This is a genomic window from Streptomyces diversicolor, from assembly GCF_057537855.1.
Genome location: NZ_BAAJXA010000003.1, coordinates 124,291 through 137,209 on the forward strand (window position 1 = coordinate 124,291; position 12,919 = coordinate 137,209).

Annotated in this window: 10 protein-coding genes; 6 read left to right on the plus strand and 4 right to left on the minus strand. The window is 73.7% G+C overall.

Annotation, left to right across the window (positions count from 1 at the left end; genetic code table 11):
* The first annotated feature begins 22 nt into the window (after positions 1-22).
* From AC27LF_RS04285 to AC27LF_RS04300, 4 genes are all read left to right on the plus strand, one after another.
* Positions 23-2,947 carry a GNAT family N-acetyltransferase gene (locus tag AC27LF_RS04285; RefSeq protein ID WP_479657769.1) on the plus strand — a complete coding sequence of 975 codons (2,925 nt, stop codon included), beginning with the start codon at positions 23-25 and terminating at the stop codon, positions 2,945-2,947.
* Positions 2,948-3,274: 327 nt separating this feature from the next.
* Positions 3,275-3,871: a DUF5998 family protein gene (locus tag AC27LF_RS04290; RefSeq protein ID WP_479657768.1), complete on the plus strand. Its 597-nt coding sequence runs from the start codon at positions 3,275-3,277 to the stop codon at positions 3,869-3,871.
* A complete protein-coding gene (locus AC27LF_RS04295; protein WP_479657767.1) occupies positions 3,871-5,067 on the plus strand; it encodes an alkaline phosphatase family protein in 1,197 nt (398 codons plus the stop codon). The genes AC27LF_RS04290 and AC27LF_RS04295 overlap by 1 nt, the downstream gene beginning before the upstream one ends.
* 121 nt (positions 5,068-5,188) lie before the next feature.
* Positions 5,189-5,839: a thymidine kinase gene (locus tag AC27LF_RS04300; RefSeq protein WP_479657766.1), complete on the plus strand. Its 651-nt coding sequence runs from the start codon at positions 5,189-5,191 to the stop codon at positions 5,837-5,839.
* A 227-nt stretch (positions 5,840-6,066) separates the two neighbouring features.
* Here the strand turns inward: AC27LF_RS04300 and AC27LF_RS04305 are convergent, their stop codons facing one another.
* Entirely contained in the window at positions 6,067-6,867 is an 801-nt protein-coding gene (locus AC27LF_RS04305) for a VOC family protein (protein ID WP_479657765.1), read from the minus strand.
* Positions 6,868-7,184: 317 nt separating this feature from the next.
* On the opposite strand from AC27LF_RS04305, the gene AC27LF_RS04310 reads away from it, so the two are divergent.
* Entirely contained in the window at positions 7,185-8,036 is an 852-nt protein-coding gene (locus AC27LF_RS04310) for a sulfurtransferase (protein ID WP_479657764.1), read from the plus strand.
* Positions 8,037-8,113: 77 nt separating this feature from the next.
* On the opposite strand, the gene sepH is transcribed toward AC27LF_RS04310, so the two are convergent.
* On the minus strand, positions 8,114-9,145 hold the full coding sequence (gene sepH, locus AC27LF_RS04315; RefSeq protein WP_479657763.1) for a septation protein SepH: 1,032 nt from the start codon (positions 9,143-9,145) through the stop codon (positions 8,114-8,116).
* A 472-nt stretch (positions 9,146-9,617) separates the two neighbouring features.
* Here sepH and AC27LF_RS04320 point away from each other — a divergent pair, with 472 nt between their 5' ends.
* The gene (locus tag AC27LF_RS04320) at positions 9,618-10,397 is read left to right on the plus strand and encodes a hypothetical protein (protein WP_479657762.1); all 780 of its coding nucleotides are present in this window, start codon (positions 9,618-9,620) and stop codon (positions 10,395-10,397) included.
* Here AC27LF_RS04320 and AC27LF_RS04325 read toward each other — a convergent pair.
* Positions 10,321-11,640: a D-arabinono-1,4-lactone oxidase gene (locus AC27LF_RS04325; RefSeq protein ID WP_479657761.1), complete on the minus strand. Its 1,320-nt coding sequence runs from the start codon at positions 11,638-11,640 to the stop codon at positions 10,321-10,323. The two genes, AC27LF_RS04320 and AC27LF_RS04325, sit on opposite strands and share 77 nt — an antisense overlap.
* Positions 11,600-12,838, minus strand: a complete 1,239-nt coding sequence (locus AC27LF_RS04330) for an MFS transporter (protein ID WP_479657760.1) — start codon at positions 12,836-12,838, stop codon at positions 11,600-11,602. The genes AC27LF_RS04325 and AC27LF_RS04330 overlap by 41 nt, the downstream gene beginning before the upstream one ends.
* Positions 12,839-12,919: the final 81 nt, after the last annotated feature.

The following is a 12,919-nucleotide window of genomic DNA, read 5'->3' on the forward strand; positions in this document are numbered from 1 at the left end:
GGCGAGCCGTACTCTGGGGCCCATGCAGACCCCGGCGGACCGGCGCGACCGGCACGAGTACCCCGCCCACTGGGAGGCGGACGTGGTACTGCGCGACGGCGGCACCGCGCGCATCCGGCCCATCACCGTTGATGACGCCGACCGCCTGGTCAGCTTCTACGAGCAGGTCTCCGACGAGTCGAAGTACTACCGCTTCTTCGCGCCGTACCCCCGCCTGTCCGCCAAGGACGTCCACCGCTTCACGCACCACGACTTCGTGGACAGGGTGGGACTCGCGGCCACCATCGGCGGCGAGTTCATCGCCACCGTACGCTACGACCGCGTCGGCGCCGGCGGAGCGCCCGCCACCGGCCCCGCGGACGAGGCCGAGGTCGCCTTCCTGGTGCAGGACGCGCACCAGGGACGCGGCGTCGCCTCCGCCCTCCTGGAGCACATCGCCGCCGTCGCCCGCGAACGCGGCATCCGTCGCTTCGCCGCCGAGGTGCTGCCCGCCAACACCAAGATGATCAAGGTGTTCAGGGACGCCGGCTACACCCAGAAGCGCAGCTTCGAGGACGGCGTCGTACGCCTGGAGTTCGACCTCGAACCCACCGACCGCTCGCTCGCCGTGCAGCGCGCGCGGGAGCAGCGCGCCGAGGCGCGGTCGGTGCGCCGGCTGCTCGCACCCCGCTCCGTCGCGGTCCTCGGCGTGGGCCGCACGCCCGGCGGCGTCGGCCGCGGCGTCCTCGGCAACATCCGGGACGCAGGATTCACCGGGAGCCTGTACGCCGTCAACACAGCGTTCCCCGAGGAGCTGGAGCAGGTCGACGGCATGCCCGCGTACCGCTCGGTCCGGGACATCCCGGGCCCCGTGGACCTCGCGGTCGTCGCCGTCCCGGCCGAACAGGTCACCGAGGCGGTCACCGACTGCGGCGCACACGGCGTGCAGGGCCTCGTGGTGCTCTCCGCCGGATACGCGGAGAGCGGGCCCGAGGGGCGCGAGCGGCAGCGCGCCCTCCTCCGGCAGGCGCGCACGTACGGCATGCGGCTCGTCGGGCCGAACGCCTTCGGAGTCATCAACACCTCTCCCGAGGTGCGGCTCAACGCCTCGCTCGCGCCCGAACTGCCGCGCCCCGGACGGATCGGCCTGTTCGCCCAGTCCGGGGCGATCGGCATCGCCCTGCTGTCCCGGCTGCACCGGCGCGGCGGAGGCGTCACCGGCGTCACCGGCGTGTCCACCTTCGTGTCGTCCGGCAACCGGGCGGACGTCTCCGGCAACGACCTCATCCAGTACTGGTACGACGACCCGGACACCGATGTCGTCCTCATGTACCTGGAGACCATCGGCAACCCGCGCAAGTTCACCCGGCTGGCGCGCCGGACGGCCGCGGCCAAGCCGCTGGTCGTGGTCCAGGGGGCCGGCACCGCACCGCAGGGCCACGCGGTCCGGGCCACCCGGCTGCCGCGCGCGACCGTGTCCGCGCTGCTGCGGCAGGCGGGCGTCGTCCGGGTCGACACCATCACCGAACTGGTCGACACGGGACTTCTCCTCGCGCGCCAGCCGCTGCCCGCGGGGCCCCGGGTGGCGATCCTCGGGAACTCCGAGTCGCTGGGGCTGCTCACCTACGACCGGTGCCTGGCCGAGGGGCTGCGCCCGGAGCGCCCCCTGGACCTGACGACCGGGGCCACGGCACGGGACTTCCACCGGGCGCTGTCCCGGGCGCTCGCGGACGACACCTGTGACGCGGTCGTCGTCACGGCCATCCCGGCGCTCGGGGAGGGCCCGCCCGGGGACGCGGAACTGGCCGAGGCCCTGCGGTCCGCCGCCGCGGCGGCACCCGCGAAGCCCGTGCTCGTCGTGCATGTCGAACTCGGCGGCCTCGCCGAGGCGTTGTCGGCGGCGTCCGGCACGGCACCGCAGGCCGGGCCGTATGCCTCCGTGGACGAGGTCCGCACCAGCCCGCCGGTCCCGGCCCAGGAGCCGCCCGCCGCGCCGCGCGACCGGGAGAGCAGCGCCTCCGAGGCGCCGCGGGACCGGGAGAGCAGCACCTCCGAGGCGCCGCGGGACCAGGAGAGCAGCGCCTCCGAGGCGCCGCGCGAGGGCTCCCGCCTGATACCCGCCTACCCCGCGGCCGAACGCGCGGTGCGGGCACTGGCGGAAGCCGTCAAGTACGCGCAGTGGCGGCGCGAGGCGGCCGAGCCCGGGAAGGTGCCCGAGTACGAGGACATCGACGAGAAGGGCGCCGCCGAGCTGATCGACGGCCTGCTCACCCGCGGACAGGGCCTCACGCTCGGCAAGGAGCAGACCTGCGAACTGCTCGGGCGGTACGGCATCCATGTGCGCCGCGCGCGTGCCGCCCCCACCCCCGACGCCGCCGCCGAGGCCGCCCGCGCCCTCGGCTACCCGGTCGCCCTCAAGGCGACCGCGCCGCACCTGCGGCACCGCGCCGACCTGGGCGGAGTACGCCTCGACCTGGCCGACGAGGAGCAACTGCGCCGCGCCTACACCGAGTTGACCGAGCTGTTCGGAAAGCCCGTCGAACTGCGCCCGGTGGTGCAGTCGATGGCACCCCGAGGCGTCGACACCGTCGTACGGGCCGTGATCGACCCGGCGGCCGGGGCCGTGCTCTCCTTCGGACTGGCCGGGGCCGCCTCGCAGTTGCTCGGCGACACGGCGCACCGGCTGATCCCGGTGACCGACCGGGACGCGACCTCGCTGGTGCGCGCCATCAGGACCGCACCGCTGCTGTTCGGCTGGCGCGGCTCCGCGCCGGCCGACACGCCCGCGCTGGAGGAGCTGCTGCTGCGCGTCTCCCGGCTGGTCGACGACCACCCCGAGGTGGTGGCGGTCACCCTGGAGCCGGTGGTCGTCGCCCCGCACGGGCTGAGCGTGCTCGACGCCACGGTGCGGCTCGCGCCCCCACCGGCCCGCGACGACCTCGGCCCCCGGACACTGCCCGCGTACTGATCCCCGCCCACACCCCGGCTCCCGACCGGGCCCGGATCGGTCCGACCGCTGTCCGGACCCGCCTTGCCGGCCCGGCCCACCCACGCCCACCCACGCTCGGTCCCGCCGGTTCGGCTCACGCGCGCCCGGAGCCGCCCTGGTGGACGGGCTCTCCCGGGTCCGGAGCCGCCCTGGCGGTGGACCGGCTTTCCCGGGCCCGGGGCTGTCCCGCCAGCTCGGCTTTTCCGTGTCCGCGGCCGTTCTGCCGGGGCGGGCCCTTCACGGCCGGAGGCGACCGCCGGGGCGGTGCCGACGACCGGGGCGGAGCCTGTGGGCCCACGGACTAGGATGGACGCCATGGCCAAGACCAGTACGACGACCCAGGGGCTGCGTGCGGCGATCGAGCGCAGCGGCTACTACCCGGCCCTCGTGGCCGAGGCGGTGGAGGCCGCCGTGGGCGGCGAGCCCATGCGGTCGTACCTGGTCCACCAGGAGACGACGTTCGACCAGAACGAGGTCCGCCGGCATGTGACCGTGCTGGTCCTCACCGGCACCCGCTTCATCGTCAGCCACACCGACGAGCAGGCCGACGACAGCACCTCCCCGACGCCGTACGCCACCACCTCCACGGAGTCCGTGAAGCTCGGCCGGATCTCGTCCGTGGTGGTCAGCCGCGTCGTCGCCAACCCGGAGCAGTACACGCCGGGCACGCCGCCCCGCGAGGTCGTGCTGACCATCGGCTGGGGCGCCGTCTCCCGTATCGATCTGGAGCCCGCCGCCTGCGGCGACCCGAACTGCGAGGCCGACCACGGCTATACGGGCAGCTCGACGGCGGACGACCTCAGCCTGCGCGTCAGCGAGGCCGGGGACGGCCCGGAGACGGTGCGCCAGGCGCTCGCCTTCGCCCAGGCCATCTCCGAGGCGACCGCGGACATCGCGCGCTGATGGTGCAGACAGCCTGGGACCCGCACCCGGAACCGCTCGCCCTCGACACCGCGCCGCCACCCCAGTACGGCAGCGGCTCGCTCGCCGACCTGCTGCCCACCCTGGCCGCCGGGATGGCCGTACCGGGCATGACCGCGGCGATCCCGGAGCTGACCGCCGCCGACCGCAACTGTGTCTTCCTGATCGACGGGCTCGGCTGGGAGCAGCTGGCCGCCCATCCCGCCGAGGCGCCCTTCCTGACCTCGCTGCTCGGCAGCTCTCGCGGCGGCACCGGCCGGCCGATCACCAGCGGCTACCCGGCGACCACCGCGACCTCCCTCGCCTCCGTCGGCACCGGACTGCCGCCGGGCGCGCACGGCCTGCCCGGCTACACCGTGCGCAACCCGGCCACCGGCGAGCTGATGAACCAGCTGCGCTGGCAGCCGTGGACCCCGCCGGCCGACTGGCAGCCGTACCCCACCGTCTTCCAGCTCGCCCACGACGCGGGCGTGCACGCGGCCCAGGTCTCCTCCCCGGCCTTCGAGAGCACCCCGCTCACCAAGGTCGCGCTCAGCGGCGGCACGTTCCACGGGCGGCTCAGCGGCGAGGACCGCGTGGACCTCGCGGCCGAGCAACTGGCCGCCGCCGACCGGGCCCTGGTGTACACGTACTACGCCGAACTGGACGGTGCGGGGCACCGCTACGGCGTCGCCTCCGACACCTGGCGCGGCCAGCTCATGTACGTCGACCGGCTCGCCCAGCGCCTCGCCGAGCAACTGCCGCCGCGCAGCGCGCTCTACGTCACCGCCGACCACGGCATGATCGACGTGCCTTTCGACGAAGAGCACCGCATCGACTTCGACGAGGACTGGGAACTGCGGGCCGGCGTCGCCCTGCTGGGCGGCGAGGGGCGCGCGCGGCATGTCTACGCGCTTCCGGGCGCCGAGGACGACGTCCTGACGTGCTGGCGCGAGGTGCTGGGGGAGCGGTTCTGGGTGGCCTCGCGGGACGAGGCGATCGCCGCGGGCTGGTTCGGGCCGCCCGGCGCCTGCGACGACCGGGTGTACGCGCGGCTGGGCGACGTGCTGGCGGCGGCCCACGACGACGTGCTGATCATCGCCTCCGAGCGGGAGCCGAAGGAGTCGGCGATGGTCGGCAACCACGGTTCGATGACCCCTGCCGAGCAACTGGTCCCGCTGCTCGAAGTACGCTCCTGACGACCCGACCGCCTCCGGGCGCACGCCGTCGTCCACCGCACGATTCAGCCACCTGTCAGCACCCGTCAGCACCGTTCAGCACCGCCCTGTGCCGCCCTCGTCGAAAGGTCCTCGACTTCCCATGCCCGAGCTGGTGTTCTTCTCCGGGACCATGGATTGCGGCAAGAGCACCTTGGCGCTCCAGATGGGCCACAATCGTTCGGCTCGGGGGCTCAAGGGCGTCATCTTCACGCGCGACGACCGGGCCGGTGAGGGGAAGCTGTCCTCGCGGCTGGGCCTGGTGACCGAGGCCGTCGAGGCGGCCGAGGGCATGGACATGTACGCCTACCTGGTCGACCAGTTGTCCCGGGGCGGCAAGGCCGATTACGTGATCGTGGACGAGGCGCAGTTCCTGGCGCCGGAACAGATCGATCAGCTGGCCCGGGTCGTGGACGACCTCGGGCTCGACGTCTTCGCCTTCGGGATCACCACGGACTTCCGCACCAAGCTGTTCCCGGGTTCGCAGCGGCTGATCGAGCTGGCCGACCGGATCGAGACGCTTCAGGTCGAGGCGCTGTGCTGGTGCGGAGCAAGGGCGACGCACAACGCGCGCACGGTGGGCGGCGAGATGGTGGTCGAGGGTGCGCAGGTGGTCATCGGCGATGTGAACCGCCCCGAGGCGGAGATCGGGTACGAGGTCCTGTGCCGCCGTCATCACCGCCGCCGCATGACCGCGGCGACCGCCCGCGCCGGTGCGCTGTCTCCCGATGTCCTGCCCGTGACCTCGGCCTGACCGGCGCACCCGATGACCGGGGCGCTGCGCCGCCGTCGGCGGCGGACGAGGAGTGCGACGGCGCGAGCGGCGGCCCTGACGCCGGGCGTGCTGCCGCTCCCAAGGGCCTGACCGAGTCGGACGAAACGGGGAGTGGGTGCGCTGTGGACGGCTGGGGCCCTCGGCAACGCACCGCGGCCGCGGGGCGCGTGCGCCGCGCACCACGGGGGCGCTCCGCTTTCGGGAGGTCAGCGCGGGCTCTGGATCAGCCAGAACCTGGCCCCTTCGGGGTCCGCCACGGCGGCCACCCGCCCGTGGTCGCTGTCGTGGGCCGGCTTGCGCACCTGGCCACCGAGTTCGACGATCCGGCGCAACGTCGCGTCCATGTCGGCCACTTCGAAGTACGTACGCCAGTGCGGGCCGCGGTCCCGCGGCAGCCCGTGCCCCATGCCGTGCACACCGGCCACCGGACGGCCGTCGATGTGCAGGGTGACATAGTCGAAGCCGGCGGAGACGACCGGCTCCTGCCCGTAACCGAACACCGTCGTGTAGAACTTGACGACGCTAGCCGTCTCGAAGGTGACGAGTTCGTTCCAGGCCGGGGTGCCGGGCACCCCGGTGACGGCCGCACCGGGGTGGGCGCCGCCCTGCCAGATCCCGAACACGGCCCCCGACGGGTCGGAGGCGATCGCCATCCGCCCGGCGTCGGCCGCGTCCAGCGGGCCGACCCCCACCGTGCCGCCGCACAGCCGTACCGTTTCGGCAGTGCGGTCAGCGTCGTTCGAGGCGAGGTAGGGGGTCCAGGCGACGGACAGCGGCCGGTCCGGCGGCAGCCGGCCGATCCCGGCCACCTCCCGCCCGTCGAGCAGGGCCCGCACATAGGGTCCGAGCTGCTGCGGCCCAGGCCGGAACTCCCAGCCGAACAGCGCCCCGTAGAACTCCTCCGTCGCCGTCAGCGCGCGCACCATGAGACTCACCCAGCAGGGCGTGCCGGGCGTGCGCCGGCGCACGCCGCCGTCGGGACCGGCCGGTCCCCGTGATTCGGTCATCGTCACCCTCTCCCCGGCCCCTCACGGTGGCCGTGTCGCTTCCGCTCCGCGGAACCGGTGCGGCGGGGCGGCGCGCACGCTCCGTGCCACCGCTCGCGCCCGTGGGACGGCACGCACGCGGCGACGGCGCCGGCCGGCGGCGCACCGCCGCGAGCTTGCCGGGTCCGCCGTGCCCCTCCCGCGTCCCGGCGACCGCCGGTCGTCCCACCGCCGCACAGCAGGTGCCCGGTCCCGTACGCCACGTGACCGAGCCCGTCCGGCGGAGCACAGTAGTCGGACCTGGACGACGCGGCCACCCCTGACGTATGGATGGGGCCATGGAAGCCATCATCACCGCATCCCGACTCGCGCACGACCTGTCCCGGGACGCCCCGCCCGTGCTGCTCGACGTCCGCTGGCAGCTGAGCGTGCCCGCGGCGAGCGGCGCCCCGGCCTTCGACGGCCGGGCCGAGTACGCGGCCGGGCACATCCCGGGCGCGGTCTTCGTCGACCTCGACCGGGAACTGGCCACGGCCCCCGGGGAGCGCGGCCGGCATCCGCTGCCGGACCTGGCCGAGTTCGGCGCCGCGATGCGCCGGGCGGGCGTGTCGGCGAACCGGCCGGTCGTCGTGTACGACGGCGGCCAGGGCTGGGCGGCGGCCCGCGCCTGGTGGCTGCTGCACTGGACGGGCCACCCGGACGTGAGAGTCCTGGACGGCGGGCTCGCCGCCTGGGAGGGCCCGCTGTCGACCGAGACCCCCGAGCCGGCCGAGGGCGACTTCCGGCCGGTGCCGCGGGAGACGGGACTGCTCGACGCGGCCGGTGCCGCCGCGCTGGCCCGCTCCGGAGTGCTGCTGGACGCCCGCGCGGGGGAGCGGTACCGGGGCGACGTGGAGCCGATCGACCCCGTCGGCGGGCACATCCCGGGTGCCGTGTCGGCGCCGACGAACGAGAACGTGGGCCCGGACGGGCGGTTCCTGTCCGCGGACGAGCTGAGGGCCCGGTTCGCCTCCCTCGGCGCCCTGGACGGGACGCGGGTCGGCGTGTACTGCGGTTCCGGCGTCTCGGCGGCCCATCAGGTGCTGGCCCTCGCGGTCGCGGGCATCCCCGCGGCGCTGTACGTGGGTTCGTGGTCCGAATGGTCCGCGGACCCGTCCCGGCCGGTAGCCGTGGGGCCCGACCCGCAGTGACGGCCTGAAGAAGCCCGACAGCCCAAGGAGGGGGGCCCGGAAGTCCGGGCGCCCCTCCCCATGGGTCGTACGACCTGTCAGTCCTGCTTCTTGCGGCGCGTGCCGAAGACGATCTCGTCCCAGCTGGGCACCGCCGCCCGGCGGCCCGGGCGGACCCCGTCGGCCTCGGCCTGGCGGTCGGTGGCCCCGATGAGACGGTCACGGTGGCTGCCGACCGAACGCGGCATGAGCACGTCCGCGTAGGCGGAACCGGCCGAGGCCGCCGGGGCGGGAGGCTCCTCCGCGGCGGGTTCGGCGACGGGCTCCTCCGCGGGCTCCGCGGGGCGTTCCGGCACCACCATGTCGCCCCGGAAGCTCGGCACCGCCTCCAGCAGGCTGGTCAGCGAGTCCCGCTCGCCCGTGCTCTCCTCGGCGGGCTCGGACGCCTGGGCCGGCAGGCTCGGCCGCTCCCGGTCGAGGGAGCGGTCCAGCGGGCGGTCACGCGGCAGGCGGGCGATGCGCGGTACGAACGGAAAGCTCGGCTCCGGTACGGCGAGATCGTCGGACTCGCCGATCAGCGAGCGCGCCTCGTCGTCGACGGCCTGGACGAGCCGCCGCGGCGGGTCGTACGTCCAGCTCGCCGAGTGCGGCTCGCCCGCCACCCGGTAGACCAGCAGGACCTCCCAGGTGCCGTCGTCGCGGCGCCACGAGTCCCACTGCACGGTGTCCTTCTCGGCGCCGCGCAGCAGCAGTCGCTCCTGGACTGCCTCGCCGAGCAGCGGGCCGGAGTTCTCGCCGGGGCGACGGACCGGGGTCTTGCGGGCCCGCTCCGCCATGAAGGCGCGCTCCGCGAGCACGGGACCCTCGAACCGGCGTACGCGGTCGACGGGGATGCCGGCGAGCTGCGCGACCTCTTCCGCGGTCGCGCCTGCCCGTATGCGCGCCTGGATGTCGCGGGGGCGGAGATGGCTCTCCACCTCGATCTCGATCTGGCCGAGGCGCGGACGGTCGCCGCGTACGGCCGCGCGCAGGCGTTCGTCGATCGGAAGCGTGTACTCCGTGGAGTCGGCAGCCTTGAGCACCAGCCGTGTGCCGTCATTGGAGACGGCCACGACACGCAGTTCGGGCATGGGGACCTCCCGGGTGGTGCCTGCCGACGTCACCTGCGTCGCTGCTTCCGCTAGTCGAGTGTGGCCTGCCCGGGTGCAGCCTGCCACAACCTTGCCGAGTTGCCCGGCGTGTCGGGCACAGGCCCTGGATCGCCGTTATGGCACGGTTACCTATTCGCAACGCTAAGTGACCAACTCCGTCACCCTGTGCAACTAGCCCCCCTCCCGGCGGTCCAACAAGGCCCCGGACACCCTGGCGGGAGGCCGGACCCAGGGCTCGCAACAGTACTCCATTTGGACCACGTGCGTGGATTGGCGCGCCGTCCAACTTCTGGCGAGGAGGGGGAACCGGTCAGCCGCAACCCGGATTTCACGGGCCTGACCGTGGCGAACTTCACGCAATCCACGGAAACGGAACTATCGGTTTCTCCTGTACGTCACCTTCTCGTGCGGTCGGTCGATCACGTACGCGAAAGGCAGGAAGAGTCCGGTGATGCGCGAAAGGCCCGATACCGGTGGTGAGCCGAGCGGGCGGGACGAGGGCGGGGAACCGCGGCGCAGGCGCCTCGACCTGAGCGTCCCCCAGGTCGCGGGCAGCGCCGTGGCCGCCGTCGTGGCCGCCAAACTCGCCTCCTACTTCGGGGTCTACGGCACCATCCTCGGGGCCGGCGTCGTCAGCGTCGTGGCCACCTGCGGCGGCAGCCTCTTCCAGCACTTCTTCTCACGGACCGGCGAACAGATCCGCGGCGCGGCGGTCACCGCCAAGCCCGCCGAGCAAGCCCCGCCCGCGCCCGGCGAGTTCACCGAGGGCACGGTCTACCGCGCGCGGATACGCGGCCGGCGGCGCCCGGCGCTCGCCGCCGCCCTCGTGTTCGGACTCGCCCTGGCCGGCATCACGACGTACGAACTGGTCTCCGGCCACAGCTTCGGCGGCGGCACCGGCACGACGGTCAGCGACGCGGTACGCGGCTCGACCTCGTCGAAGTCCCGTGGCGATGTCTCACCCTCGTCACCGGCGACACCCGACACGTCCTCGTCCCCCTCGGCCGGCCGCCCGGCGGGCACCGGCGGCTCGCCGGGGAGCGACGGCGCCACCGACGGCGGCCCGACGCCCGCACCCAGCGGCTCCCCGCAGCGGCGGCAGGACGGCCGGACGGACCCGGCACCGACGGCCACCCCCACGCCCAGCGGCTCCGCTACGGCCCCAGCACCCTCCGCAAGTAGTCGTTCTGAAACCGCCGTTCCGGATCCAGCCGGTCCCGCAACGCCGTGAACTCACCGAAGCGCGGGTAGGCCCCGGCGAAGTAGGCGGCGTCCCGGGTGTGCACCTTGCCCCAGTGCGGACGGCCCTCGTGCGCGGTGAAGATCCGCTCGGCGGCGGTGAAGTACGCCTGGTACGGCGTGCCCCGGAACATGTGGACGGCGATGTACGCGCTGTCCCGGCCCGAGGCGGTGGACAGGGTGATGTCGTCGGCCGGGGCCGTGCGCACCTCGACCGGGAAGCTGATCCTGAGGCGGGAGCGGTCGACCATCGACTTCAGTTCGCGCAGCGTGTCCACCAGGGCCGCCCGCGGAACGGCGTACTCCATCTCCACGAACCGCACCCGGCGCGGGGATGTGAAGACCTTGTAGGGGATGTCCGTGTAGACGCGCGCGGACAGCGCCCTGCTGGAGAGCCGTGCGATGGCCGGGACGGTCGCCGGCGCCGCCCGGCCGACCCACTGGGCCACCTGGAACACCCCGTTGGAGAGGAATTCGTCCTCGAACCAGCCCGCCACCTGCCCCACCGGCCGCTCCGGGCCCGCGCTGCGGTTGTTGCGCTTGGTGTTGGTGTTGCCGGTGTGCGGAAACCAGTAGAACTCGAAGTGCTCGTTCTCCGCCCAGAGTTGATCGAACTCGGCGAGAACTCGGTCGAGCGGCATCGGCTCCTCGCGGGCCGTCAACAGGAAGACCGGCTCCACGGCGAAGGTGATCGCGGTGACGACACCGAGAGCGCCCAGACCGATCCGGGCGGCCGCGAAGACCTCCGGGTTCTCCTTCTCGGAGCAGGAGAGCACCGATCCGTCCGCCGTGACCAGCTCAAGTCCCCTGATCTGGGCGGCTAGGGAGGCGGAGTTCCGGCCGGTGCCGTGGGTGCCGGTGCCGGTGGCCCCGGCGACGGTCTGCTCCATGATGTCGCCCATGTTGGTGAGCGACAGCCCCTCGCGCGCCAGAGCCATGTTGAGCCTCTTGAGCGGGGTGCCCGCCTCAACGGTGACGGTCATGGCGTCCCGGTCGATCCCGCGGATGCCGGTCAACAGTTGAGGGCGGATCAACACACCGTCGGTGGCGGCGACGGCGGTGAAGGAGTGCCCGGTACCGACCGCCTTGACCCGCAGGCCGTCCTCGGCGGCCTGCCGCACCGCCGACGCCAGCTCCTCCACCGAGGCCGGCACCACCTCACGCGCGGGACGGGCGACGACATTGCCTCCCCAGTTACGCCACGTGCCGTTCTTTCCGCTCGCTGTGCTGCTCAACGACGCCTCCCCGACCCGTGGCCGGCCTGCAGAGCCGGCGGTACCCGAGGAAACCGACCACGACCGCGACGGCCCCGGACACGGCCGGAACCCCGTACCCGGCGCGCGCACCGGCCGTGTCGATCACCCAGCCGGCCACGGAGGAGCCGAGCGCGACCCCGACCGCGAGGCCGGTGCTCACCCAGGTCATGCCCTCGGTGAGCTTCGCGCGAGGTACGTGCTCTTCGATGAGGGACATCGTCGTGATCATCGTCGGCGCGATGGACAGGCCCGCAACGAACAGCGCCACGGCCAGAAGCGGCAGGTTTCCGACCAGTAGGAGGGGGATCATACTCACGGCCATCGCGCACACGCCCAGCAGCCACCGGCGTTCCGCGGCCCCGGAGAAGCGCAGCAGGCCGAACACCACCCCGGCCACGCAGGAGCCCGCCGCGTACAGCGCCAGGACCACGCTGGCGGCGCCCTTGTGGCCGCGTTCGTCTGCGAAGGCGACCGTGACCACGTCGACCGCCCCGAAGATCGCTCCCGTGGCGACGAACGTGGCCACCAGCACCTGGAGGCCGGGCGCGCGCAGCGCGCTGCCGCCGCCGTGGTGCTCGCGCGGGTGCGGCGTCGGCTCGGTGGCGCGCTGGGCGGTCAGCCAGAAGACGCCCACGGCCAGGAAGCAGGCGGCCAGCAGCGGCCCCGCCTCGGGGAACCAGGCGGTGGACAGGCCGATGGAGATGATCGGTCCGAAGATGAAGCAGACCTCGTCGATCACCGACTCGAACGAGTAGGCGGTGTGCAGCTGCGGGGTGCCCCGGTACAGGGCCGCCCACCGGGACCGGATCATCGCGCCCAGGCTGGGCACCGAGCCGATCCCGGCGGCGCACACGAACAACACCCAGTCCGGCCATGAGAAGTACGCGGCGCACAGCAGCCCGGCGGACGCGGCGAGCGCGACCAGGGTCGCGGGGCGCAGCACCCTGCGCTGCCCGTACTGGTCGACCAGCCGGGAGATCTGCGGACCGATCGCCGCGGCCGACAGCGCGATGGTGGCCGACAGCGCGCCCGCGAGTCCGTACCGCCCGGTCAGCTGGGAGACCATCGTGACCACGCCGATGCCCATCATCGACAGCGGCATCCGGCCGAGGAAGCCCGCGGCGGAGAACGCCTTGGTGCCGGGGGCGGCGAACAGGGCGCGGTAGGGGCTGGGCACAGGGGTCTCCGGAGTACGGTGCGGCGGGCGGCCCGGCCGACGGCGGGTACGGGACACGCGTCGGCTCGGTAAGGCGTGAAG

Coding starts and splice junctions, on each gene's coding strand:
- AC27LF_RS04285 (WP_479657769.1), top strand. CDS start 23: ATGCAGACCCCGGCGGACCGGCGCGACCGGCACGAGTACCCCGCCCAC.
- AC27LF_RS04290 (WP_479657768.1), top strand. CDS start 3,275: ATGGACGCCATGGCCAAGACCAGTACGACGACCCAGGGGCTGCGTGCG.
- AC27LF_RS04295 (WP_479657767.1), top strand. CDS start 3,871: ATGGTGCAGACAGCCTGGGACCCGCACCCGGAACCGCTCGCCCTCGAC.
- AC27LF_RS04300 (WP_479657766.1), top strand. CDS start 5,189: ATGCCCGAGCTGGTGTTCTTCTCCGGGACCATGGATTGCGGCAAGAGC.
- AC27LF_RS04305 (WP_479657765.1), bottom strand. CDS start 6,867: ATGACCGAATCACGGGGACCGGCCGGTCCCGACGGCGGCGTGCGCCGG.
- AC27LF_RS04310 (WP_479657764.1), top strand. CDS start 7,185: ATGGAAGCCATCATCACCGCATCCCGACTCGCGCACGACCTGTCCCGG.
- sepH (WP_479657763.1), bottom strand. CDS start 9,145: ATGCCCGAACTGCGTGTCGTGGCCGTCTCCAATGACGGCACACGGCTG.
- AC27LF_RS04320 (WP_479657762.1), top strand. CDS start 9,618: ATGCGCGAAAGGCCCGATACCGGTGGTGAGCCGAGCGGGCGGGACGAG.